The organism is Streptomyces sp. NBC_00554, assembly GCF_041431135.1.
Lineage (GTDB): Bacteria > Actinomycetota > Actinomycetes > Streptomycetales > Streptomycetaceae > Streptomyces.
In genome coordinates, this window is the sequence record NZ_CP107799.1 from 118,722 (window position 1) to 143,584 (window position 24,863).

General features: G+C 68.5%; 22 protein-coding genes and 1 pseudogene. 14 read left to right on the top strand and 9 right to left on the bottom strand.

Features of this window, described 5'->3' with window-relative positions; all coding sequences use genetic code 11:
* The first annotated feature begins 39 nt into the window (after window positions 1–39).
* The 6 genes from OG266_RS00560 to OG266_RS00585 are packed head-to-tail and all read left to right on the top strand — an operon-like array spanning window position 40 to window position 5,126.
* Window positions 40–993, top strand: coding sequence for a PDR/VanB family oxidoreductase (locus OG266_RS00560; RefSeq protein ID WP_332880775.1), 954 nt, complete (start codon window positions 40–42; stop codon window positions 991–993).
* A 58-nt stretch (window positions 994–1,051) separates the two neighbouring features.
* Entirely contained in the window at window positions 1,052–1,576 is a 525-nt protein-coding gene (gene hpaC / locus OG266_RS00565; RefSeq protein WP_371541349.1) for a 4-hydroxyphenylacetate 3-monooxygenase, reductase component, read from the top strand.
* A gap of 30 nt (window positions 1,577–1,606) precedes the next feature.
* On the top strand, window positions 1,607–2,842 hold the full coding sequence (locus OG266_RS00570) for an amidase (RefSeq protein WP_371541352.1): 1,236 nt from the start codon (window positions 1,607–1,609) through the stop codon (window positions 2,840–2,842).
* Window positions 2,839–3,942 carry a mandelate racemase/muconate lactonizing enzyme family protein gene (locus OG266_RS00575; protein WP_371541355.1) on the top strand — a complete coding sequence of 368 codons (1,104 nt, stop codon included), beginning with the start codon at window positions 2,839–2,841 and terminating at the stop codon, window positions 3,940–3,942. The genes OG266_RS00570 and OG266_RS00575 overlap by 4 nt, the downstream gene beginning before the upstream one ends.
* Window positions 3,943–3,977: 35 nt before the next feature.
* Window positions 3,978–4,835, top strand: coding sequence for a catechol 1,2-dioxygenase (gene catA / locus OG266_RS00580; protein WP_371541357.1), 858 nt, complete (start codon window positions 3,978–3,980; stop codon window positions 4,833–4,835).
* A gap of 12 nt (window positions 4,836–4,847) precedes the next feature.
* On the top strand, window positions 4,848–5,126 hold the full coding sequence (locus OG266_RS00585; RefSeq protein ID WP_332880770.1) for a muconolactone Delta-isomerase family protein: 279 nt from the start codon (window positions 4,848–4,850) through the stop codon (window positions 5,124–5,126).
* A 42-nt stretch (window positions 5,127–5,168) separates the two neighbouring features.
* On the opposite strand, the gene OG266_RS00590 is transcribed toward OG266_RS00585, so the two are convergent.
* Window positions 5,169–7,691, bottom strand: coding sequence for a SpoIIE family protein phosphatase (locus OG266_RS00590; protein ID WP_371541359.1), 2,523 nt, complete (start codon window positions 7,689–7,691; stop codon window positions 5,169–5,171).
* Between the two features lie 367 nt (window positions 7,692–8,058).
* Entirely contained in the window at window positions 8,059–8,685 is a 627-nt protein-coding gene (locus OG266_RS00595) for a hypothetical protein (protein WP_371541362.1), read from the bottom strand.
* Between the two features lie 342 nt (window positions 8,686–9,027).
* Between OG266_RS00595 and OG266_RS00600 the strand changes: the two genes are divergently transcribed.
* From OG266_RS00600 to OG266_RS00625, 6 genes are all read left to right on the top strand, one after another.
* The gene (locus tag OG266_RS00600; RefSeq protein WP_371541365.1) at window positions 9,028–9,198 is read left to right on the top strand and encodes a hypothetical protein; all 171 of its coding nucleotides are present in this window, start codon (window positions 9,028–9,030) and stop codon (window positions 9,196–9,198) included.
* Between the two features lie 199 nt (window positions 9,199–9,397).
* Entirely contained in the window at window positions 9,398–10,429 is a 1,032-nt protein-coding gene (locus tag OG266_RS00605; RefSeq protein ID WP_371541367.1) for a LacI family DNA-binding transcriptional regulator, read from the top strand.
* 18 nt (window positions 10,430–10,447) lie between these two features.
* Window positions 10,448–12,601, top strand: a complete 2,154-nt coding sequence (locus OG266_RS00610) for a beta-galactosidase (protein WP_371541369.1) — start codon at window positions 10,448–10,450, stop codon at window positions 12,599–12,601.
* Entirely contained in the window at window positions 12,598–13,962 is a 1,365-nt protein-coding gene (locus tag OG266_RS00615; protein WP_371541371.1) for an ABC transporter substrate-binding protein, read from the top strand. The genes OG266_RS00610 and OG266_RS00615 overlap by 4 nt, the downstream gene beginning before the upstream one ends.
* 75 nt (window positions 13,963–14,037) lie before the next feature.
* Window positions 14,038–14,991: a carbohydrate ABC transporter permease gene (locus tag OG266_RS00620; protein ID WP_371541373.1), complete on the top strand. Its 954-nt coding sequence runs from the start codon at window positions 14,038–14,040 to the stop codon at window positions 14,989–14,991.
* Entirely contained in the window at window positions 14,988–15,854 is an 867-nt protein-coding gene (locus OG266_RS00625; protein ID WP_371541375.1) for a carbohydrate ABC transporter permease, read from the top strand. The genes OG266_RS00620 and OG266_RS00625 overlap by 4 nt, the downstream gene beginning before the upstream one ends.
* Before the next feature lie 3 nt (window positions 15,855–15,857).
* On the opposite strand, the pseudogene OG266_RS00630 reads toward OG266_RS00625, so the two are convergent.
* The 7 genes and pseudogenes from OG266_RS00630 to OG266_RS00660 form a co-directional block, all read right to left on the bottom strand.
* Window positions 15,858–16,468, bottom strand: a pseudogene (locus tag OG266_RS00630) (transposase); the annotation flags it as partial.
* A 275-nt stretch (window positions 16,469–16,743) separates the two neighbouring features.
* Window positions 16,744–17,235, bottom strand: a complete 492-nt coding sequence (locus OG266_RS00635) for a LysR substrate-binding domain-containing protein (protein ID WP_371541378.1) — start codon at window positions 17,233–17,235, stop codon at window positions 16,744–16,746.
* Between the two features lie 377 nt (window positions 17,236–17,612).
* Window positions 17,613–18,986 carry a long-chain fatty acid--CoA ligase gene (locus tag OG266_RS00640; protein ID WP_371541381.1) on the bottom strand — a complete coding sequence of 458 codons (1,374 nt, stop codon included), beginning with the start codon at window positions 18,984–18,986 and terminating at the stop codon, window positions 17,613–17,615.
* Between the two features lie 33 nt (window positions 18,987–19,019).
* Window positions 19,020–19,904, bottom strand: a complete 885-nt coding sequence (locus OG266_RS00645) for an alpha/beta fold hydrolase (protein WP_371541384.1) — start codon at window positions 19,902–19,904, stop codon at window positions 19,020–19,022.
* 33 nt (window positions 19,905–19,937) lie between these two features.
* On the bottom strand, window positions 19,938–20,798 hold the full coding sequence (locus tag OG266_RS00650; protein ID WP_371541387.1) for an alpha/beta fold hydrolase: 861 nt from the start codon (window positions 20,796–20,798) through the stop codon (window positions 19,938–19,940).
* Window positions 20,795–21,943: an FAD-dependent monooxygenase gene (locus tag OG266_RS00655; RefSeq protein WP_371541390.1), complete on the bottom strand. Its 1,149-nt coding sequence runs from the start codon at window positions 21,941–21,943 to the stop codon at window positions 20,795–20,797. The genes OG266_RS00650 and OG266_RS00655 overlap by 4 nt, the downstream gene beginning before the upstream one ends.
* Window positions 21,927–22,991, bottom strand: a complete 1,065-nt coding sequence (locus OG266_RS00660; RefSeq protein ID WP_371541392.1) for a zinc-binding dehydrogenase — start codon at window positions 22,989–22,991, stop codon at window positions 21,927–21,929. Before OG266_RS00660 ends, OG266_RS00655 begins: the two co-directional genes overlap by 17 nt.
* A gap of 730 nt (window positions 22,992–23,721) precedes the next feature.
* Between OG266_RS00660 and OG266_RS00665 the strand changes: the two genes are divergently transcribed.
* Entirely contained in the window at window positions 23,722–24,393 is a 672-nt protein-coding gene (locus OG266_RS00665) for a zinc-binding dehydrogenase (protein WP_371541395.1), read from the top strand.
* A gap of 60 nt (window positions 24,394–24,453) precedes the next feature.
* Window positions 24,454–24,759 (top strand): DUF3500 domain-containing protein, encoded by a 306-nt coding sequence (locus tag OG266_RS00670; RefSeq protein ID WP_371541398.1) that lies wholly within the window; start codon window positions 24,454–24,456, stop codon window positions 24,757–24,759.
* The last annotated feature ends 104 nt before the right edge of the window (window positions 24,760–24,863 follow it).

Genomic DNA, 24,863 nt, shown 5'->3' on the forward strand with positions numbered 1-24,863 from the left:
CCACCCCGACCGGTTCCACCCGAATGTGAAGGCAGACGGATGTTCACTGTCACCGTCACCGAGGCCGTCGACGTCACCGACGCGGTCAAGGTCCTCCGGCTGGCCCGCTCCGACGGCAGCCCGCTCCCGGGCTACCCGGCCGGTGCCCACATCGATGTGACCGGACCGACCGGGATCACCCGCCCCTACTCACTGTGCGGACCGCCGCACGACCCCGGCGCCTACACGATCGCGGTCAAACGCGAGGAGACGTCCCGGGGTGGCTCCCAGGCCCTGCACGACAAGACGGAACCCGGCACGGAGCTGCGCATCGGCGCACCCCGACAGCTCTTCGGCCTCGACTCCGGCGCGAGCGAGCACCACCTGGTCGCGGCCGGCATCGGTATCACGCCGCTGCTCGCGATGGCGTACGAACTCCTCGCCACCGGTGCGGACTTCAGGCTGCACTACGTGGCGCGGAGCCGGGCCGAGGCGGCCCTCGCGGACCGGCTGGAGGAATCCGTCTTCGCCGATCGGGTCGTCCGCCACTTCGGGCACGGGCGGGAGACGGCGATCCGGGCGCTCTCCGACGCGCTCACCGGTCTCCCGGCGAGTGCGCACGTGTACACCTGCGGGCCCCAGGGGTTCATGGAACAGGTCACCGCGCTCGCGGCCCGAAGCGTGCCAGAGGACCAGATCCACTCCGAGCTGTTCCAGGCGGCGGACCAGCCGGACGCAGCCCCCGCCGAGAGCTTCGAGGTCGAACTCGACACTGGCGAGGTCTACACGGTGCCCGCAGACAAGAGCATCGCCGAAGTGCTGGAGGACAACGGAGTCCCACTCGACACCTCCTGTCGCGAAGGCATCTGCGGCACCTGCGTCCTACGGGTCCTCGACGGCGAGCCCGACCACCGCGACCACTGCCTGACCGCCAAGGAAAAGGCGGCGGGCGACCAGATCGCCGCATGCGTCTCACGCTCCAGGTCACCCCGGTTGGTGGTCGAGCTGTGGTGAACCGGCACGCCGAGCGACGCGCCGCGCCGGAGTCCGGCGCAGAGAGGAACAGACGACCATGAACGCGTACGACACCCAACGCGCCCCGAATCGGGCGGACTTCCGGGAGGCGATGGCGCATCTTCCCGCGGCCGTCAACATCCTGACGACGGACGGACCGAACGGCCGGTGCGGCATCACCGTCAGCGCGGTCTGCTCGGTGACCGACGATCCGCCGACCGTCCTGGTCTGCGTCAACCGCAAGAGCGCCATGCACGACGTCTTCAGCGCCAACGGCCGCGTGTGCGTCAACGTCCTCGGCGGGGACCAGCAGGAGCTGGCGCTGCACTTCGCCGGCGCGACCGAGGCGTCCATGGCCGAGCGCTTCACCTGGGACGTCTGGGACCGGACTCATGACGTGCCGGTGCTCAAGGACGCGGTGGTGACCGTGGTCGGCACCATCAAGGATTCCAAGGCCATGGGCACCCACAGCGTGCTGTTCGTCGAGATCGAGCGGATCCGCACCCGGCCGGGCGGCCACAGCCTCGTCTACTTCAACCGCAGCTTCCACCGGCTGGACTCGGCGCCGCCGGTGGCCTGTTGAGGAACGCCCCTACTTCGAAAGCAGGTTGACGTGCCCTCATTGACATCCGCCGCGCACGACCCGCTGGCCTCGGTCGACAGCGCTCTGCGGCGCCTGGGCGAGAGCGAGCCGGACATCCGTGCCTGGGTCCTCGTCGACGCGAAGGGTGCGCGCGTGGCGGCCGGGCGCGGCACGGACGGGCCGCTGCGGGGTGTACCGGTCGGCGTCAAGGACATCATCGACGTCGCCGGGCTGCCCACCGAGTGCGGCTCCCCGCTCCGGCGAGGGCGGATCGCCACGTCCGACGCCTGGCTGGTGGACCGGCTGCGCCGGGCGGGCGCCGTACCGCTGGGCAAGACGGTCACCACCGAGTTCGCGTACTTCCAGCCGGGTCCGACCCGCAATCCGCACAACCTCGCCCACACTCCGGGCGGTTCCTCCAGTGGGTCCGCGGCCGCGGTCGCGGCGGGTGTGGTGCCGTTGGCTCTGGGCTCGCAGACGGCGGGTTCGCTGACCAGGCCGGTGTCATTCTGCGGTGTCGCCGGGTACGTCGCCCCGGTCGGCGCCTGGTCGACGCGGGGGTTCACCGGGCTCAGTCCGAGCCTGGACGCGCCGGGGTTGATCACGGCCGGGGTCACCGACCTGGCGGCAGTGGTCGAGGCAGTCGACGGCACCAGGGCCGAACTCTCGGACGAGATCAGGGTGTTGGTCTGGCCCGGCACCGAACTGGCCGACATCGACCCGGCGATGCTCGACGCGCTGGACCGAACCGCCAGGGCCCTGACTGCAGCCGGCGCCGAGACGAACGACCTTGGCGGCCAGGTCCGGACACCCGAACTCGCCGAAACCCACGCCACCGTCATGGCGTACGAGGCCGCGCGTTCCCTGGCCGCCGAGGCGGAGCACCCGGAGTCGCTGAGTACGCCCCTGCGCGAACTGCTGGAACGCGGCCGCCGGACCCCCGAGGGCGAGTACCGCACGGCACAGGACACCGCGCGCACCGCCCGTGCCCGCATCCTCGACCTGCTCACCCGGGTCGACGTGATCCTCGCTCCGGCCGCCCCCGGCCCCGCCCCGCACGGGCTGGACGCCACCGGTACCCCCGTGCTCAGCCGCCCTTGGCAACTGCTCGGCCTGCCCGTGGTCACCGTCCCCGGCCACCGCGACCCGCACGGCATGCCGCTCGGCCTCCAACTCATCGGCCACCCCGACCGCGTGGCCCGACTGCTCGGCATCGCCCAGCACGCGGAGGCGATCGTCCAGGAGACCGCCGGGGGCACCCGATGAAAATCACCGCGATCGAGACGATCCCGTACTCGATCCCGTATGTGAAACCCCTTCGCTTCGCGAGCGGTGAGGTGCACAGCGCCGAGCACGTCCTCGTCCGGGTCCACACCGACGAAGGGCTGGTCGGAGTCGCCGACGCGCCACCGCGCCCCTTCACCTACGGCGAGACACAACAGTCCGTGATCGCCGTCATCGAGAAGATCTTCACCCCGCAGCTCACCGGCATGGACGTGTTCGCACGCGAGCAGATACACGCCAGGCTGCACCGAACCGTCGGCAACCCGGCCGCCAAGTCGGCTATAGACATGACCCTTTGGGACATCGCCGGCCAGGCCCTTGGCCAACCCGTCACCCAACTCCTCGGCGGCTACACCGACCGGATGCGCGTCTCGCACATGCTCGGCTTCGACGCCCCGGCGCGGATGACCGCCGAAGCCGAGCGGATCCGCGACACGTACGGCATCACCACCTTCAAGGTGAAGGTCGGGCGGCGGCCCATCACGCTCGACCTCGATGTGTGCCGGGCACTCCGCGAAACCCTGGGCGACGAGGCCGAGTTGTACGTCGACGGCAACCGCGGCTGGACCGCCTCGGAGTCCGCCGCCGCCCTGCGCGCACTCGAACCCGTCGGCATCACACTCGCCGAGGAACTGTGCCCCGCCGACGACGTGCTGGGACGCCGATGGCTCGTACGGCAGAGTCCCGTGCCCTTCGTCGCGGACGAGTCCGCCACCACGCCCGCGGAGGTGACCCGCTCCCTGCTGGACGGCGCGGCCACCGCCATCAGCGTCAAGACCGCCCGCACCGGCTTCACCCAGTCCCAGCGCGTGCTGTTCCAGTGCGAGGGGATGGGCGCCGAGGTGGTGATGGGCAACCAGATCGACGGCCAGTTGGGCACGGTGTGCACGGTCGCCTTCGGTGCCGCGTACGCCGCCGCCTCCCGCCGCGCCGGCGAACTCTCCAACTTCCTGGACATGAGCGACGACCTGCTCACCGAACCGGTCACGATCACCGGCGGCACGCTCGCCGTACGGGATCTGCCAGGGCTGGGCATCGCGATCGACCCGGACAAGCTCACCCGCTACCGCCAGGACCGCTGAACCGCATTTCCCGACCGGCAAAGGAGCCGCACATCATGTCCGACACCACGTTGAAAGCCACAGCCGCCGCGTCCGGTGCTTCCGCCACCGACCGCTTCCGCACCGACAAGGCCACCGCATCCGGCCAGGCCACCGCCGACACCGAGCGCGTCAACACCCTTGCCACCGAGCTGATATCCGCCGTGCACGACGTCATCCGCCGGCACCAGGTGACGTACGAGGAGTACAACGCCCTCAAGTCATGGCTGATCTCCGTGGGCGAGGACGGCGAGTGGCCGCTCTTCCTGGACGTGTGGATCGAGCACGTCGTCGAGGAGGTCGCAGGTGCCGACCGCAAGGGAAGCAAGGGAACCATCGAGGGGCCGTACTACGTGCCGTGCGCTCCCGCCCTCCCCAGTGTCAGCATCCTGCCGATGCGCGAGGACGAGCCGGGCACCCCGCTCCTCTTCCAGGGCCAGGTCACGGGAGTCTCGGGCGAGCCCCTGTCCGGCGCGCTGCTGGAGATGTGGCAGGCCGACGACGACGGCCTGTACGCGCAGTTCGCGCCCGGCATCCCCCAGTGGAACCTGCGCGGTGCCGTCGAGACCGACGACGTGGGGCGCTTCGCGGTGCGCACCATCCAGCCCGCCCCCTACCAGATCCCCACCGACGGATCGTGCGGCAAGCTCATCGCCGCCGCCGGCTGGCACGCCTGGCGTCCGGCCCATCTGCACCTGAAGGTCTCCGCGCCCGGCCACGAGACGCTCACCGCCCAGCTGTACTTCCGCGGCGGCGAACACGTCGAGGACGACGTGGCCTCCGCCGTCAAGCCGGAACTCGTCATCGACCCGCAGCCGACGGGCGACGGCGGCAATCAGGTCACCTACGACCTCGTCCTCGATCCCGCTTCCTGATCGGACACCGACATGCTCTTCGCCGTCCACATGACCGTGAACCTGCCGCCCGATCTCGACCCGGCACTCCAGGCGTCGACCATCGCCGCCGAGAAGGACTACGCACAGAAGCTCCAACGCTCCGGCGAATGGCTGCACTTGTGGCGCTGCGCCGGCAGGTACGCCAACCTCAGTGTCTTCGACGTCATCGACAACGACCGTCTCAACGAACTCCTGTGGGGCCTACCACTCTTCCCGTACATGGACGTCACCGTGACCCCGCTGGCCCAGCACCCGTCCTCCGTCCGCTGACCCCCTCATCTCCCCGTGAACATGCCCGGCTGGGCAACAAGCTCAGGGAGGGGCTTTGTCGCAAGGCCGGGTAGTAAGGGTATTGAGGGTCTGTTCGCACCAGATGGTCTTGCCGGAGGTGGTCTGTCTGCTGCCCCAGCCCTGGGTGAGCTGTGCGACCAGCAGCAGGCCGCGGCCGCCCTCGTCGAAGGCCCGGGCCCGGCGTAGGTGGGGTGCCGTGCTGCTGGCGTCCGAGACCTCACAGATCAGTGTGCGGTCGCGGATCAGCCGCAGCTGGATCGGTGGAGCCCCGTAGCGGATGGCGTTGGTGACCAGTTCGCTGACCACGAGTTCGGTGATGAACTCCATGTCGGCGAGTCCCCAGGCGTCGAGCTGGCCGGTGGCGAGAGTCCGAGCATGCGCGACCTGGGCCGGGTCGGGCAGGATGTCCCAGGTGGAGACCTGATCCGGGGACAGAGCTCCGGTTCGCGCGAGGAGAAGGGCGACGTCGTCGGCCGGCCGGCCGACGAGCAAGGTATCGATCACGTTGTCGCAAGCGTCTTCCAGCGATGTCGCCGACCCTCCCAACGCGCGGGTCAGCTCGGCGAGACCATGATCGATGTCGTGGTCGCGGGATTCGATCAGACCGTCGGTGAACAGGGCGAGGACGCTGCCCGCGGCCAGGCGCAGCTCGGTGGTCTCGAACGGCAGGCCGCCGACACCGAGCGGGGGGCCGATGGGGCCGGTCACAAGTTCCGGGGCGCCGTCGGGAGTGACGAGGACGGGCATGGGGTGACCGGCGGTGGCCAGAGTGCAACAGCAGGAGATGGGGTCGTAGACGGCGTACAGGCAGGTGGCCCCCAGGTCACCGCTCGCAGCCGCGTCGTCTTCAACGATGCCTGGCTGCTCATCACTGATGAGATGAATGACCAGGTCGTCGAGGTGTGTGAGGAGCTCGTCGGGCGGCAGGTCGACGTCGGCCAAGGTGCGTACGGCAGTGCGCAGCCGCCCCATGTCGGCGGAGGCGTGAATGCCATGACCGACGACGTCCCCGACGACGAGGGCGACCCTGGCGCCGGACAGCGGGATCACGTCGAACCAGTCGCCGCCCACTCCTGCCTGTGAGCCCGCCGGCAGATATCGGGACGCGATCTCCACTGCTGCCTGCGCGCGGAGTCGCTGTGGCAGCAGACTGCGCTGCAGGGTGAGCGCGGTGTCGCGCTCACGGGTGTAGCGCCGGGCGTTGTCAATCGCGACGGCCGCCTTGGCAGCCAGCTCCGCGGCGTAGGACAGTTCCGCCTCCTCGAATCGTCCGGTCGGACGGGAGCGCCAGAAGGTGACCACGCCCATCCGCATGCCCCGGCCCTGTAGCGGAGCCGCGATCAGGGAATGGATGCCGTGGTCCAGCATCCGCCTGCTCTGTTCCGGATCCTGAGACTGCCATGCCGCGGAAGCCCACAGATCGGGCACGATCGTCGCGAGCCCGCTGCCGAAGCTGCGGGCCTGCGGCGTGGACGGAGAGAACTTGATCAGTGCGCCCACCGGCTGGAGCGGAGGGGCCTTCGCGGTGCCTCCTACTGCGATCCGGCGCATTCTCACACCCTCGGCGGGCGGTTGCTCGCCGCCCTGCAAGGCGGACACGGCCAGGTCGACGGTGACGAAGTCGGCGAACCCGGGCACCACGACCTTCACCAACTCCTGCGCAATCCGCCCCACATCAAGGGTGGCGCCGACCGCGACGCTGGCGCCGTACAGCAGCTTCAGGCGTCTGTGCGCCACGTCTGTCAGCTTGCGGCTCTCCTCAAGCGAGTTCCCCATGGTGTTGAACGCGGCCTCAAGCTCGCCGATCTCGCCCGCACCCGTTTCGGCCATACGCGCCGAGAGTTCACCGTCGGCGAGCCGGGCCGCAATGCCGGCTGCCCTACGGACCGGCCTGACGATCGCCCGTGTCAGATACCCCGTGTAAGCAGCGACGAGGAGAAACGATCCCGCGAGCCCGGCCGTCGCCGCGGCGATCGACCACTGAACCCTGTCCTCGGCGATTTCCTCACGCGCCGCCAGGATGGAGCGCGCTTCCCTCTCGAAACGGTCGAACTCAGCCCGCAATCCGTCGACCCGGTCCGTACCTGCGGCCGTCGTCTTCAGGCTCCGCGTAGAAGGATCGCCCTGCTTTGCCGCCTCGACGAGTGGGACCGAATAGTCCCGGATGAAGGACTCTCCGTCACGGGTGATCTGCAGTGCCAGTTCCCGCAGCTCGGGTGGGTCGGTGACACGCACGAGCTTCTCTGCCTGCCCGGGAAAGTCGCGCCTGGCGGTTTCCCACGGCTCAAGGAAGCGGTCCTGCCGGGTGATGACGAATCCGCGCTGGCCCGTCTCGACGTCGAGGACGAGCTTCTCAAGGCCTGCAGCCTCGACGAGCGCCGTCCGGATGCTCTTCCTCGCGTCCGTCGACTCACGCATGTCTTCGATCGCCCACAGCAGGACGCCGAAGGCGAGGCCGATCAGCAGCGCGAGCAGGGCGCTCGCGACCACCGTAAGGCGCGTCAGGCCCCATCCGACGCGCGGCTTCGATCGGGTTGCGGTCATGATCCGCCTGTCGACTAGCAGCGCTACGGTTTCCTCAGTCTAGGCCGGGTTTGTCCGCCTGCCCGAGTCGTAGAGGTTCGCGAAGCCCTCCCAGGTCCGTCGAGGCGGCCCGCACACTGAACGCCGCGGGTGTGATGGGCCGGGCCGGACACATTCGGTGACGACAGCGCCGCCACGTCGCTTCAGGCCCGGCGAAACGCCTCCTCGAAGCACCGCACGACCAGGCCTCGCTCCCATCCAGCGCTCCCCGGGCCGTCCGGGGACTGGGGCCAGGGCGCGCGCCCACCCCGGCTCACCTGGCACCCGCCGGCGGATCGGCACGGGCACCGGACGACACCCATTGAAGATCACAGCCATGGCACCTGAGTCACGTGATGACCGCGCTGCGTATGGCGGCCAGCGCGGTACGGGATTGAGCGGCCCAGCGGGTGGCGTGCCAATGCTCGGCGATGGCGACCGCCCGGGTGAAGTGCTCGGCGGCCCGCTCGTGGCGGCCCAGCAGGACAGCGAGTTCGCCGAGAGTGTGGGCGGCCGGCGGCACGACAACGGCGAGGTTGGCGATGCCGGCGGGCGGGGAGTCTCGGTAGGCCAGGAGGGACGCGTACAGAGCGTCCGCGGTCTCGCGGTCGTCCAGGGCGATGACGGCCTGGGCGCGGAAGGTGGAAAAGAGCGGGAACAGGAGCGGGTGGGAGAGCGGGACAGAATCCGCGAGGAGGGCTCGGGCCCCGTCGTGGCGACCCGCCGCCGCCAGCGCGGCGCCGAGAATGTCCACCGACATGGGGTGGCGGGCCTGCGACAACTGATCCGTATCCGGGGCGAGTTCGGCGAGACGGCCGCGGGTGGCCAGCACGCTGGCCCTGGACTGGAGTGTCATGCTGCCGACGTGCAGCGAAGCCTGGCGCCGCATGGTGTCGACGGCCTCGGCGTAGCGGCGCTCGGCGTCGTCGAGGCGGCCCTCCAGATGCGCGAACGACTCGGAACGATCCCTTGCCAACCTGCGCGAGCCCATCCCCATGGCACGTGGGGTCCCCGCTGATCACCTCGACGAGCGACGGATCCAGCAGCGCGAAGACGTACTCGTAGACGGCAGCGAGCCCATCCACACCGCTGGAGGTCGTCGGTCAGGCCCTCTTCCCGCAGAACCTCCGTCGATGCGGAAGCTCGATCCCGCCGACCATGTTCCGCACCGCCGCGGTGGCGATCAGGGTCCGGGCCACAAGGAGTTCGCCGCAGTGGTCCGAGCTGATCCTCCTCAAACCGAACCCGCTCCACCAGCCACGTCAGCTTCCTCGCGCCCTCAACATTCGCCGTCACCACCAGCAGCTTGCTTCCGGAGATGTCCGGGGCGGACGGGGCAGCGGTGCTGGGCGAGGTGGTGGAGCTCGACGCGACCGCCTCGGCCAGCGCCTCCGGCGTCACCGGCAACCGCGATCACGCCTCCCGCTCAGCGTCGAGCCGCACCGCCAACCCCGCGATCCGGGACTCGAGTTCCTCCACCCGCCCATGAGCCGCAGCTTGCCGTGCCTCCAAGCGATCCGAACACAGCCCCGATCAACAACCAGCCAACTCAGCATCTCTCTGCCGGTGAGTCTCACCCAGATTCCTACGCAGGGGTCTTGAATCCCACGCCTTGTTAACGTTAACGTCCAGCGCAACATCCAAGAAACACAAGGGAGCGATCTTCAAGTGATGCCCAGTGATGCCCTGTGACGCCGTCCACTGACCGGGCCGGGCGCCCAGCGGTTCTCGGCGACGTGGCGCGGCTGGCGAAGGTGTCGGTGATGACCGTGTCGCGGGTGCTCAACGAGAACCCCGGGGTCAAGGCCAGCACGCGGGCGCGAGTACTGGCGGCGGTGACGGAGCTGGGGTACCGGCCCAACAGCGCGGCGCGGACACTGGTGACCGGCAGGTCGCGGGTGCTTGGAGTGGTCGCGTTCGACACGAGGCTGTACGGTCCCGCGAGCACGCTGTTCGGTATCGAGCAGGCAGCCCGCGACGCCGGGTACACCGTGCGGGTTACCACGCTGGAGTCCGCAGGTCAGCACTCGGGCGAAGAGGTGATGCGCAGCCTGATGTCGGAGTCGCTGGCCGGGGTCATCCTGGCCGCGCCGCACGACTGGGCGGCGGACGCGCTGCGGCATCTGACCAAAGAGACGCCCGTGGTCGTGGTGGATGTGGACATCGAGCAGGAGTCCGCCCCCGTGGTGGGCATCGCGCAGTACGCGGGGGCCCGGAAGGCCACGGAGCATCTGCTGTCCCTCGGCCACCAGACCGTCTGGCATGTCGCGGGACCGGTGGACTGGCCGTCGGCGCAGGTCCGCGAGACCGCCTGGCGGACGGCGCTCACCGAGGCGGGACGCAAGGCGCCGCCTCCGCTGCGCGGCGACTGGACGGCTCAGTCGGGTTATGAACAGGGCCGGCGGCTGGTCCGGCGCAAGAACGTCACCGCGATCTTCGCGGCAAATGACCAGATGGCGCTCGGCGTGCTCCTCGCGCTGCGCGAGGCGGGCCTGGACGTACCGGGTGATGTGAGCCTGGTGGGCTTCGACGACATCCCGGAGGCCGCGTTTTTCTGGCCGCCGTTGACGACGGTGCGGCAGGACTTCGACGAGGCGGGTCGGCTCGCCCTCGACCTGCTGGTGGAGCAGATAGAGGGCACGGCGGAGCGGGACGGACTGACCGTGGTCGAGCCCGAGTTGATCGTACGCAGCAGCACGGGCCCGGCGGCCCGGGACTGACACGGGGGAACCGATCTCATGAACACGTCGCAGCAGCCGCACCAGGCCAAGATTGTTAACGCTACCAATCCTCCCGGCAGGATCCTCTTCGGAGCCGCCTATTACGCGGAGTACCAGCCCTACGAACGGCTCACCACCGACCTCGACCTGATGGCACAGGCCGGATTCTCACTCATCCGCGTCGGCGAGTCCGTGTGGTCGACCTGGGAGCCCGAGGAAGGCCGCTTCGACCTCGACTGGCTCCAGCCGGTCCTCGACGAGGCCCACGCCCGGGACATCTCGGTCATCATCGGCACACCGACCTACGCCGTCCCGCCGTGGCTGCGCCACAAGTACCCGGAGACGGCGGCGCATTGGAAGTCCGGCGAGCCCGTCCCGTACGGCGGCCGACAGGACGCGGACTTCACGCACCCCGCCTTCCGGCACCTGGCCGAGCGGCTCGTCCGGAAGATCGTCGCGCGCTACGCCGACCACCCTGCGGTCATCGGCTGGCAGGTCGACAACGAACCCGGTATCCACCTGCTGCACAATCCCGCCGTGTTCCAGGGCTTCGTCGATCATCTCCGTACGACCTACGGAGACGTCGAGACCCTCAACGACCGCTGGGGGCTCACCTACTGGTCCCACCGCATAGCCGACTGGTCCCAGCTGTGGACACCGGACGGCAACAGCACCCCGTCCTACGACCTGGCATGGCGCCGCTACCAGGCCCGGCTGACCACCGACTTCATCGGCTGGCAGGCCGATATCGTGCGTGAGCTCGCGGCCCCCGGCCAGTTCGTCACGACGTGCATTGACATGGGTCGCAGCGCCCTCGACGAAGTCGCGCTCGGGCAGCGGCTGGACGTCACCGCCACCAACATCTACTTCCCGATGCAGGACGGCATGCGGCACCCTGCCCCCACCGACCCGCCCGCGGCGGGCCGCCCGTGGTGGCTGCCCTGGTCCGGCGCCTGGGCGCTGTACCTCAAGTCCGACCTGTCGTACGGGATACGCCGCGAGCCCTTCCTCGTCACCGAGACGCACGCCCAGTCGATCGGCGAGTCGCACGTCAACTACCCGGCCTACGACGGCCAGTGGCGCCAGGCCGTGTGGGCGATGGTGGCCCGGGGCGCCGCGGCAGTGGAGTACTGGCACTGGCACTCCCTGCACTTCGGCCATGAGACGTACTGGGGCGGAGTCCTCGGGCACAGCCTGGAACCGGGCCGCTGCTACGAGGAGCTGAGCCGCACCGGCGCCGAACTACACCAGGCCGGGGACGTGCTCGCGGGCCTGGAGCCCGACGCCGATGTCGCGATCCTGTACTCGCTGGAGAGCAAGTGGGCGCTGGAGTTCCAGCCGCCCATCGCGACAAGGAACGGCGGGGACCCGGACCCCGGGACCTACGACCGTGTCGTCTCCGCCCTCCACCAGGGCCTGTTCCACGCCGGCCTCCAGGCCGCCGTACTGAGCCCGGAACAGCTCGGGACGGACCCGGCGGCGCTCGCCGCCCGCTGGCCGGTGCTGGTGGTGCCCGCGCTGTATGTGGCAAGCGACGAACTTCTGGAGCTGCTGGAGCAGTACGCGCACCACGGCGGCCACCTCCTCCTGACCTTCCGTTCCGGGTATGCGGACCATGACGCCAGGCCGCGCCCCCGGGTCATGCCCGGAGTCCTGCGCGAGGCCGTCGGGGCGCACTACCTGGAGTACACCAACCTCGCCGAACCGGTGCCCGTAAGGGGGTTCGACGGCCACGCGACGGCCTGGGCGGACGCCCTCGTACCGGACACCGCCACGCCCCTGGCCTGGTACGAACACCCGCATGCGGGCCGCTGGCCCGCCGTCGTGACGAACGAGCACGGAGCCGGCCGGGTCACCTATCTCGGCACGCTGCCCGACGCCGCCATGGCGCGGGGGCTGGCCCGCTGGGTGGCGGAGACGACGCTGCCCGAGGACCCGTGGGACGCCACGCCCGGCTCGGTCACCGTCACCGGAGCGCGCGCGGCCGACGGACGGCGGCTGCGGTTCGTCAGCAACTGGTCATGGGAGAAGGCGCCCGTGCGCGTGCCCGTGGCCGCCATGGATCTGCTGTCCGGCGAGACGCTCGACGCCGGATCGGAGTTTTCACTCGGCCCCTGGGATGTCCGGGTGCTCATCGAGCGGGACACCGAACGACAGGAGGAGAGACGATGAGGTCTCCGACAACGGGCCGGCGTTCGCGCCTGCTCACCGTGGCCGCGGGCGGGCTCGCCCTGCTGGTGCTGACGGCTTGCTCCGGGGGTACGTCCGGAGCGGACGCGGGCGGCGGCACCAAGCCCGTCGACATGGCCGCCGAGCTGAAGAAGCCGGCCACCATCGAGTTCTGGAGCTGGGTGGACGGCATCGAGGACGAGGCCAAGCTCTTCGAGAAGAAGTACCCGAACATAAAGGTCAAGGTCGTCAACGCCGGGCAGCCCGCCGCCGAGTACCCCAAGCTCCGTACCGCCCTGAAGGCGGGCAGCGGCGCCCCCGACGTCGTACAGCTCGAAGCACACGAGGTCTCCTCCTTCACCATCACCAAGAGCCTGCTCGACCTGGCGCCGTACGGGGCCGACAAGATCAAGAGCAAGTTCCAGCCGTGGGCCTGGGGTCAGGTCTCGCAGGGCTCCTCCGTCTACGCCATCCCGCAGGACACCGGTCCGATGGGCATGCTGTATCGCAAGGACATATTCGACAAGTACGACATCAAGGTCCCCACGTCCTGGGCGGAGTTCGCGGCCGCAGCCGAGAAGCTCCACAAGGCCGACCCGAAGGCGTATCTGACCAACGCGTCCCCGAGCAACGGCGCGGTCTTCACCGGTCTGCTCTGGCAGGCGGGATCACGGCCGTTCACGAGCAGCTCGGCCACGAGCCTCAACGTGAACATCGCCGACGCGCCCGCCAAGAAGGTGACCGACTACTGGAGCGGCCTGGTGAAGTCGGGCGCCGTCTCGACCGACCCGGACTTCACCGACCAGTGGTACCGCGGCCTGGCGAGCGGCAAGTACGCCACCTGGCTCACCGCCGCCTGGGGCCCGATGTTCCTCCAGGGAACCGCGAAGGGGACGTCGGGCAAGTGGCGCGTCGCCCCGCTCCCCCAGTGGAGCGCGGGAGAGTCGGCTTCCGGGAACACCGGCGGCTCCACGAGCGCCGTCGTCCGCAGCAGCAAGCACCCAGCCGCCGCGGCCGCATTCGCCCAGTTCCTGAACACCGACCCCGCGTCGACGAAGATGCTGGCCTCCAAGCAGTCCCTCTTCCCCGCCACGACGGCGCTGCTCAACGACAAGACGTTCCTGGACACGTCGCTGCCGTTCTTCGGCGGCCAGAAGGTGAACCAGGTCTTCTCCGACATCTCCAAGACGGTCAAGACGGACTTCACCTGGAGTCCCGTCCAGGACTACGTCTTCAGCGACTTCAACGACACCGTCGGCAAGGCGATGACCCGCAAGCAGGACCTCACCGCCGCTCTCACCCAGTGGCAGGACTCGGTCACCGCATACGCCAAGAAGCAGGGCTTCACCGTCGGCGGCAGCTGACCGGAGGACACCCAGCCCCCGCGGACACCGGCACGGTCACCACCGGCGTCCGCGGGGGCGGAGGGAAGGTACGACATGAGCCAGACCACCCCGTCGGCAGCCGCGCACCCCGTCCCGCCGCCCGCCGGCCGAGCACCCCGCCGCGCATGGCGACGATCCACCCGCGAGGCGCTGGGCGCGTATGCGTTCGTCGCCCCCTTCATGATCCTGTTCGTCGCCCTGCTCGTGATCCCCCTCGGCTACGCCGGCTACCTCAGCCTCTTCCGCGAGCAGTTGGTCGGCGGCAACGTCTTCGCCGGGCTCGCCAACTACCGTCAGGCTCTGGACGATCCGCTGTTCCGCGACGGCGTGCTGCGGATGGCGCGGTTCCTGGTCGTCCAGGTGCCCGTCATGCTGGGCGCCGCGCTCTTCTTCGCCCTCGTTCTGGACAGCGGCCGACTGCGCTTCGCGCGCCTCATCCGGCTCGGCATCTTCATTCCGTACGCGATCCCCAGCGTCATCGCCGCCCTCATGTGGGGCTACCTGTACGGCCCGGACTTCGGCCCCTTCGCCCAACTGGCCCGGGGTGTCGGCCTGGACGCCCCCGGATTCCTCACGCCGGACTGGATTCTGGCCTCCCTCGGCAACATCGTGACCTGGGAGTTCATCGGCTACAACATGATCATTCTGTTCGCCGCGCTCCAGTCGGTCCCGGCCACTCTGTACGAGGCGGCCGCCGTGGACGGCGCCGGCGCCTGGCGCGTCGCGTGGCACATCAAGATCCCCGCGATCCGGCAGGCGCTGCTGCTCTGCGTGATCTTCTCGGTGATCGGCACCTTCCAGCTGTTCAACGAGCCCAAGCTGCTGTCCACGATCGCGCCGGACGCCATCAGCACCTCGTACACCCCGAACATGTACGCCTACACGCTCGTGTTCACCAACCAGGAAGTGAACTACTCCTCGGCCGTGTCCTTCCTGCTCGGCGCGGTGATCGTGGTCGTCTCCTACGCCGTCCAGCTCGCGTCCCATCGGAGGATCCGCCGGTCATGAACAGCCAAACCGCTTCCGCCCGCCGCCCCAGCAATCTGCTCACCCTGCTGATGCTGGCCTGCCTGGTGTACTTCCTGCTGCCGCTGTTCTGGCTCGTCGTCTCGGCCACCAAGAACAACGGCTCCCTGTTCTCCACCTTCGGGCTGTGGTTCGGCGGCGGCTTCGACCTCTTCGGCAACCTCCACGACGTATTCACCTACAACGACGGCATATACGGCCGCTGGCTGCTCAACACCGCGCTCTACGCCGGGATCAGCGCTGTCGGATCGGCCTTCCTGGCGGCACTGGGCGGATACGCCCTCGCCAAGTTCCGCTTCCCAGGCCGCAATCTGCTCTTCTCCCTCGTTCTGGGCTCCATCATGGTCCCCAGCACCGTCCTGACCATCCCCACCTACTTGCTGTTCAGTAAGATCGGCCTGGTCAACACCCCGCTCGCGGTCATCGTGCCCATGCTCGTGAGCCCCTTCGGCCTCTACCTGATGCGGGTCTACGCCGACAGCGCCGTCCCCGACAGCCTCATCGACGCCGCGCGCATGGACGGCGCCGGTGCCTTCCGCATCTTCTGGCAGGTGGGCTTCCGCCTGCTCCTGCCGGGATTCGTCACCGTCCTGCTTTTCCAACTCGTGGCCAGCTGGAACAACTACTTCCTGCCGCTCATCATGCTCAACGACCCCAAGCTCTACCCCGTGACCATCGGCCTCGCCCAATGGCAGGCCCAAGCCGGCGGACTGGGCGGCGCCCACGCCCTCTTCTCCATCGTCATCACCGGATCTCTCGTCTCGATCCTCCCCCTGGTCGCGGCATTCCTCCTTCTCCAGCGCCACTGGCAAGGCGGACTCGCCACCGGCTCCGTCAAGGACTGACCGCCGTATACGCAGACCGGTGCGGGTGGTGGTGGAGGCGATGGCATTCACAACTACTTCGTGGCTGGTCAGGGGCCTGGCTCGCCAGTTCATCGTGATGTGGGAGATCATCCGGTGTTCGATCCTGTTCCACTTCGACGCGCCCGTGAGTAGTGGCAGACGGTGATCGACCAAGCCCAACTCGACCGTAAGCGCTGTCAGTTCCGACTTCCAGACCCGGTAGCGGTAGCTGTTCGAGCCGCCCGCGACGGCGGTGATCAGCAAGCGGGTGGCCTGCTGATAATCCAGGCGGCCTCGGACCTCCACCAGCGGCGGATGGAGGTATCGGCGAAGACTGAGGTGTCGTGGTAGGTGCTGACGTTGGCCCAGCCCGTGTCGGCGGTGAGGTCGTAGACCCCGGCGCCGGTGTCCCACTCGCGCGGGCGGTATCCGTTGCGATGGTTGACGCGTTCGTCGCTGTCCTGCCCGTATTCGGCGTTGCAGAGGGCATCCGTCTCCGCAGACGTGATCGCGTCGACGAGCGTCTTCAACATCGCATGCAGCAGATCCGGACTCGTCGCCGCCAGATTGTCTTCCGCGAGGGTGTGCAGGGGCACAGTGTCAGGTGCGGTCATCGTGCCGATCTCCTTCGATGCCTTGACGCGACGCGCGGCCAGATCCGCAGACGTGCCGAGGGGTTTCGAAGCGGGGATTTACACCCGCATTGGGATCACCGGGGTTGTCTGCCCTCCGCAGACCGTCCTGCGGGCCGTCGTCGGTTCCCAGTGAATCGCTCCGGAGGCTCTCCCTGCTCGCCGACCGCTCTTCGGCACAGATTCCCTACGCGCTGGGCCCGAGCGGACCGACGCCACCCCAAAAGGCCGAGGGCGAAGGCTGAGATGGACAGGCGTCAGCGCATGGGCAGCAGCCGCTCCTTGCGCTCCAGCAGGAATTCACGGAAGAGCGTCACCGGAGCGGGTTCCACCGTGCCCGACAGCCAGGCGAGGCAGATCTTCCGTGTGCCCGGTGGCTCGGTGAGCGGGACATCCACAACGGCCGGGTGGGATGTGTGTCCGTACGGGAGCAGCGCAAGGCCCAGGCCCGATCCGACGAGACCGCGCACCATCTCCGTGTCGTCGCCCTCGAAGGCGATTCGTGCTTCGAATCCTGCCGCTCGGCACAGTTCATCGGCGATCTGCCGCGTCCCGTAGGCAGACTGCATCGCCACGAAGGTCTCGTCCGCGGCTTCGGCCAGCCGGATCGACACACGCTCGGCCAGTGGATGCGAACGCGGGACGACGAGGCGCATCTCCTGCTCGACGAGCATCGCGGAGGCGATGTCGGGCGAGCCGGGGTCCGGGGCGATGAGGCAGAGGTGGATCTCTCCGGAACGCAGCACCACGAGTATGTCCGCGAGACCCCCGTCCGGACCGGGAGAGCGGGGGCGGGCTGGAGCCAGGGACGATCGGAGCGGGGACCAGGGTGCGGGCCGGGATGGATGCGGCCGACCACACCGTCCATTCGGATCTCCTCGGCCGCCCAGTGGCCGTCGGCTTTCGCCTGGCAGGCAACGACGACTTCTCATGGTTCCGCTTCCGCAGTCGTGCCAGGGTCATCGGCACCTCGCGACGACCGTGCTCGCCATGACAGCGACAGGTCTCGCGCCGGACAGTTGTCCGGCGCGAGATCAGTTCGTCAGCCGTGAGCCGATACATGAGGTACCCGGCGGAACTCCGATGACCGTCTCCCTGCTCGCTGCCGGACGCCGAGCAACGTCCGCTAATCACCTGCCGTATGGAGCCTCTCGATTTCGGCGGCGTACTTGGTGGTAATGGAGCGGCGCCTGAGCTTCAGGGTGGGGGTCAGTTCGTCGCCCCCCGGTTCCCAGGTGTGGGGCAGGATGGTCCATGAGCGGATGTACTCAACACGGGAGAGCCGCGCGTTGGCGGCGTCAACGCCCTGCTGTACGGCGGCCTTTATCTGCGGGGAGGCGGCCAGTGCGGCAAGTGACGTATCGGCCAAGCCGCGCTGGGCGGCGAAGGCCTGAGCGGCGTCCGGGTCGAGGGTGAACAGCGCGCTGACATGGGGACGGCGGTCACCGATCGCGATGGCGGCCGCGACGAGGGGGCAGGCGATCTGCAGCACGTTCTCGATGTTGGCGGGCGACATATTCTTGCCCGACGCGTTGATGATCAGCTCCTTCTTGCGGTCGACGATGGTCACGTAGCCGTCGGCGTCGATGCTGCCGACGTCCCCGGTGTGGATCCAGCCGTCGCAGTCGATGGTCTCGGACGTCCTGGCGGGGTCGCCGCGGTATCCCTTCATGAGCGCGGCGTTGCGGACCAGGAGCTCACCGTCGTCGGCCACCCGGACCTCCGTGCCGGGCAGGGGGGTTCCGACGGTGCCGAGGCGCGGCTTCGACGCGGTGTTGAGGGTGGTGACACCGGTGGTTTCGGACATGCCCCAGGCCTCGCTGATCGGCAGGCCCAGCGCGAACAGGAAGACCATCGCGTCCTGATCAAGTGGTGCGGAACCGGTGATGACGCTGCCGGCTTGGTCCAGGCCGATCTGCCTGCGAATCCTGGCGAGCAGAAGGCGGTCCGCGACCAGTTCAGGGAGCCGGGACCGGGGCGGGCGCCCGCGCCCCACCAAAGTGGCCTGCGCCCGGGCCCTGCCGGTACGCAGGGCCCAACGGGCGAGTGAGCCCTTGAGCCCCGACTGCTGATCCAGGCCGGCCTGGATCGACCCGATGATGCGGTACCACAGCATCGGTACGCCGACGAATTCGGTCGGGCGCACCTGTTGCAAGATCTCCAGAAGTCGCGTGGGCTCGTTGAGGGTGACTGTGGTGGACTGGAGCGCCATGGGCGCGTAGTGGGCACTGAACCGGTTGACGACGTGAGCATCCGGCAGATAGGTGAGGACACGGCCGCCGGTGGAGTCGCCCAGGACCCTGGGCAACCTGGCCGACGCCGTGGCCGTCTGCGTCGGCGGACGAGCCCTCGGCGGCTGTCCGCGCGCCACTCTCTCGACGCGTTGCCCGTACTCGCGCCATGTCAGCACCGACTTGCTGTCGGCGTCCCGCAGCGCCACCGCGTCCCCGTGCTCGGAGATGGTCTGCTGCATCAGAGCGCACATCGTTGTGTTCTCCATGCTGTTCCTCGTTCTGTCATCGGCCGGGGGCGTTCAGAATCCGGCGAAGAAGTCCGCCATTTCTACCGCTGTCTTCTCCGGGTACTCGAAAGGCACCATGTGCCCGCATCCGGCGACGACTTGGCAGACCTGTGGGTTCAACAGAGCTTTGACCTCGGGAAGTTTGCTGACCGGGGTGACCTTGTCCTCCTCGCCCCAAAGGAGCAGCGTGGGCGTGCCGAGGCGCCCCGCCAGCCGGTAGAGGTCCTGCTGACGGTGAAAGTCGTAATCGCGCAGTGTGGCGAGGAGGGCGTACATCGAGCCCTCGCAGCGGTACGTGTCACACACCATGTCGGTGAGCGCCCGAACCTGTGCGGGGGTGCGGACGTTGTGCGACAGGTGCGCGCGCAGCAGGAGTTGACCCAGGCGTTTGCCGAGGAACGAGCCGATGGTGGGCGTGGTGGCCAGCCGTACGGGCGGGGCGTCGCCCTCGGTGAATCCCGCCGGGCCGAGCAGGGTCAGTGACTTCGTCTGTTCGTGAGTGTGCCGCAGCAGGCCCAGGGCGGTGAGTGCCCCCATGGAGGAGCCCGCGGTGTGCCAGGACTGCGGGACGTCGAGAGCCTTCACCAGGTCGTGTGCCTGGCGCACGAATAGATCACGGTCGTACGGCCCCGCGACGCGGTCCGAATAGCCGCGGCCGTAGGCGCTGTAAGTGAGGGTGCGCAGACCTCGGCGGTGCAGATGGTCCACGACGCCGTCCCAGTAGAACAGCGGGACGGTGAGACCCCCGAGGAGGAAGACCAGTTCACCGTCGTCGGGTCCGGTGAGTTCGTAGTGCGTGGTGCCGTCGGACAGCTCGATGAAGCTTCCCCGCAGGCGGCTGCGGGTGTCCGGGTTCAGGGGGAGGTTCTCGCCCCTGGCTCGGTAGATCTGGGGCATGGCGGAACTCAATTCCTCGTAGCGGCGCGGGACTCATTCCTGGGTGGTCGAGGAGGGAAGCCCCAGATGCGAGCGGATGGCTTCGCTGACTTCCGCGCGGGCTTCTTCGGGCATGAGGTGCCCGATGCCCGTGAGGACGACTTCGTGGCTGCCGGGGATGTCCCGGTGGAAGTGCTGGCCGTCGATCAGGTCGCCGCGCAGGACCAGCGTCGGGGCGACGATCTCAGCGATCCGGCCGGAGCGGTCGGCCTGGCCGGTGTTGGCGAAATCGATGAAGGCGGACCGGTTGCCCGGCCGGTTCATCATCGCGGTGACCCTGTCGATCAGGGCCTGGTCCACGTGCATGCGCGGGCCGACGGAGGAACGCAGGTTCTGCTCGGCCGCGCCGCTCGGTGCCCACCGGCGAAGGAGTGGGCGCAGCAGGGGGTTGCGGGCCATCTTCAGTGCCGTCGGCAAGGACTTCTCGGGATATCCGGTGGCGTTCATCAGGATCAGCTTCTGCACCCGCTCCGGGTGCTCGACCGCCAGGTTCCAGGCGATGTTTCCGCCCAGCGAACTGCCGGCCACGTTCAGCTTGTCGAGGCCCAGGCCGGAGAGGAATTCCGCCACGAAGGACACGTAGGCCTCGATGCGGTAATCCCGGTCGGGGCGGGGGCCGGTGAGGCCGAAGGCCGGCAGGTCGAGCCTGATGACCTCGCAGGCGGTCCTGAGGTCGTCGGCGATGGGGTCGAAGGCCTGCAGTGAGGAACCACTGCCGTGCAGCAGGAGCAGCGGGGAACCGTTGCCTTCCCGTTTGAAGTGCACCCGCACTCCGTTCACCCAGGTGAAACGGGATTCCTCGTCGACAAAGGCGTCGCTGTACGTCTCGGAAGGTGTCACGTGTGGAGGCGTCATGTGTGGGCTCCGTCGAACATGCGCATCACGGAGGTGCGCTCGACTCGGGCAGGCAGCCCACGCAGCACGGCGTCCCGTGCGGTGCTGAGCGGCCCTCGGGGCACGGAAGCGAGATGGTTCATACGAATCGCCTGACGCTGGATCCAGCGGACCCGCGCGCGGCGTTCCTGTTCGTAGTTCCTGAAGGCGTCGGCCACTGAGGCAGTGGTGTCCAGGCGGCGCGCCAGCACCGCGGCGTCCTCGATGGCCTGACCGGCTCCCTGCCCGAGATTGGGCAGCATCGGATGTGCGGCGTCCCCAAGCAGCGTCACGGCGCCGGATCCGCCGCGCCACGGCCCGTGTCGCAGCTCGACCTCGATGGTGTTCTCGGGCGCGGTGGCGGCCAGCAAGTCCCGCACCTGGGCGGGGAATTCGCGGTAGAGCCGTTGATAGAACGTGAGACGGTCCGCCGGATCCGGCACGGGGCGGGTCGGCGTCGGTATCAGCGCGAACCAGGAGCTGCGTCCGTCAGACAGCGGGATGATCCCGAACTGCAGCCGGTATCCCCACCATTCAAGTACCTCGTCGGGAAGGTCCGCCGACACCTCGGTGACCCCCCGTAGGCAGGTCGTCCCCGCGTGGACGGCCGGTCGATCGCCGTGCAGGCGTGCTCGGACCAGGGAGCCGATGCCGTCCGCGGCCACCAGACCGCGCCCCTGCAGACGCTCCCCCGAGCGCAGGTACACCGCTACTCCACCGGCGCTCATCTCGAATCCGATCACAGGATCACCCGTGAGCAGGCATCCGTCGCGAAGCTCGGAGACGAGAACCTCGTGCAGGTCAGCGCGATGGATCCCGAGTGCGGGAGAGCCGACGGTCCCTTCTACGTCCTCGGCGCGCACCTCGGTGAGGACCTTGCCGGTGACCGACATGATCGAGGTGTGTGCGACTCGCTGCCCCTTCGCTGCCACCTGACGGCCGATGTTCAGCTCGCTGAGCACCTGCACGGTGTTGTTCTGCAGGAGGATGCTCGTGTTGATCGCCGTCGGCCGCGGTGCCGCCTCGATGATCGTCCACGGGATCCCACGCCGCTGGAGGGCCACTGCGGTGGTCAGCCCACCGACACCCGCTCCTGCGATCAGTACATGATCAGGTGATGTCGACAACGACTTTCCCCTTTGCACGTCCGCGTTCGACGTACTCCTGAGCCGCGGCGATGTCAGTCAGTGGATACGTCTGGTCGATGACGGCGCGCACCTTGCCCTCGGCGGCCAGGCGGGCCAGCAGTTCCAGTGCCGCGCGGTCGGGGCCGAACAGGCTCCAGCCGTAACGTCGACGGTGCAGAGCTTCACGGAGGCGTCGGCCGATGAGGGTTGCGGCGGCCTGAACCCCACCGAGAAGCAGGCCCTTGTCATCGACAAGGCGCATCAGGGGGTGTACGAGCGTGCCGTAGCCGGCGCCTGGTCCGCGGCGCAGGATGGAGAGCATCTTCCGCTCGTCGGCGTCGTCGGCCAGGCAGATTGCGAAGTCGAAGCCGCGCAGATCGTCTGCGAAGTCCTGTGTCCGGTAGTTGATCACCTGATCTGCGCCGAGACTCTCGCACAGTTCAACGCCCGCGGGCCCGGCCGTGGTGGCCACATGGGCGCCCAGCGCCTTGCAGACCTGCAGGGTGACCACGCCCGTGCCGCCCGAGCCGCCCTGCAGGAACACCCGCTTTCCGGTAGCGGTCTCTGGCCGGAACCCGGCATCTCTCAACGCGGCCCAGGCCGACAGGAACGCGTAAGGCAGCGCGGCGGCTTCGCGGTAGGACAGCTCTTCGGGCTTGGCCACGACATCGTCGGCCTGGACGACGCAGTATTCGGAGTACGTCCCCTGCGGCGAGGGCCTTTTGGCGCCGAATACGGCGTCCCCGGGCTTCAGAGAGGTGACACCGAGGCCGACAGCCACGATGTCCCCGGAGATGTCGTTGCCCAGGACGAGGGGAAACCCGGTGAGCCCCCGCAGCTTCATCAGCTGCCGGCCGTATCCGCTCCGTCTGCGGCAGTCGATCGGATTGACCGAGGTGGCCCGTTGCCGCACAAGGACTTCACCCTCGCCCGGCGTGGGGGTCGGCACGTCGTCGACCACCTCGAAGACGTCCTGAGCTGCGCCGAACCGGTCGGCGCGGGCGGCCCGCATGCGACTCGGAATCGTGGGTGTGGTGCTGGAGGTCATAACGGCTACGCTAGCACCGAAAAGCACTTTACGGCTACAAGGAATCCGTAATTGGGTGGTCGGGGCAAGTGAAGCTTCAACTACCTCGGATAGGTCTGGCATCCCAGGGAGTCCAGACCGGTGGGCGTGCCGCCCGCCGGTTCCGGCCCACCGGCGGAGGAGGCCACCGGTGGACGCGGGCAAGGTCGTGGACATGGCGCGGCAGTTCATCGAAGAAGCGGGGATCCGAGCGCTGACCCGGGGTTGGATCAGGCGGGCCGCGCGTTCACCGCGATCGGCCACCACGTTGCGGGATTCGTCGTCCAGCAGAACGGTTCGGGACCCGAGCAACTCGCCCCGAAGGCCGGCCCCACCGACAACGGCCACTGCCGATCTCTGGACCCGGCCGGACACCCCAGTCCACGACGGCTTCCACGGAGCGCCTCACCGGCTTGCCAATGCCGGAGGATTCCGGTTCTGACTCGATCCTTGACGGCTTGGCGGGCACGCCAGGCGGACGGCGTGACAAGCCTCAACCCACCGCGCTCACGGTCCCGGGGACGACCAGGACCTCGATTTGCAACTCGACAGGCCGATCCTGCACGCGGCCCTGGCGCCATGATCACAGTTGACACACGTGTCAGCAGCAGAGCGCGCCGGACGGCAGTTCATGTCGGGCCGTCAGCGGGAGCTGCGCCGAGGTGAGCATGTTCTGACACTTCTCCGCCAGCTGGGACGGCTGCTTCCGGCTATGGGCGACGAGTTCACGGAAAACGCCGAAGCCGATCCTCCGCGCATGCTTCGACCAGGCACTGGGCACAGCGTTCTCCGGAGCCAGCGCCATGCCGATGCCCTCGATGGCGAACTGCAGGGCTGCGGATCTCCCATCGGGCTCCTCGCGGTGCAAGTCGCCCGCGAGCTCGGGGCCCAGGTGGTCGCTCTGATCGGGACGCGGGATTCCCGACTGGTGATCGGCAGGAAATTCGGGGCCGACCTGACCGTCAACTCCCGTGAGGAAGACGCCGTCGTGGCGGTCCGCGGCGCAACCGCGGGACAGGGCGCCGACATCGTCCTGGAGTGCTCGGGAGCCCCGAGCGCGGTCAACGACGCTCTGCACATGGCCAAGCGTTCCGGGAAGGTCGTGCTCGTCGGGTTCTTCGACCGGCCGGTCCTGGCTGACCTCAACCCCGCGGTGATGAACGGCATCTCCATCGAGACAGTCCGGGGCGAGGGGACGGGCTCAGTGGCCAGAGCGGTTTCGCCGGCGGGCCGCGGACGGCTCCGCGCCTCCGAACTGGTGACACACCATTTCGCCCTCGATGACGTCATAGAAGCCTTTGACACATACGCGGAGCGGAGAGGCGACGCCATCAAGGTGACGCTGGACGTGTCCGAGGACACGGAGGAGTCCCGTGTCGGCTGAGAGCTCATCGCGGCTGGTGCCCAGCGCCACGGCCCCGGAACGTGAAGCGGTGCTGCCACCATGTCCAGTGCGGCAGCGGCATGGTCGCGCTCCCTGACGCCGGAGCAGGTGGCCGTCGCCCCGTGCGGCTCCCCACTGACGCCGGGAGCGGAGGCTGAACGACTGAAGTGGTTCTACGCGCCAACCGATCACGGTGGGCTGGCCATCCGGAATCAAACGCCCCACCAGGAGAGCCTCGCCATGCAACTGGTGGCCTCCGGACTGTCCAAGGCTGGATTCGCCACGGTGATGGGCCTGGAGAACGTTCTCGACCATGTCGAAGGCTGGCAGGTCCACTGGGGCCGGCGCCAGCCTGTCAAGCAGTAACAGGGGAGAAAAATCCACCTCCGCCACCTTTACCCGTTCTGCCTGGTTTCGGTCGTGGAAGCGGTGCTGCGGCACATAACGGCTACGCTAGCACCGAAACTATT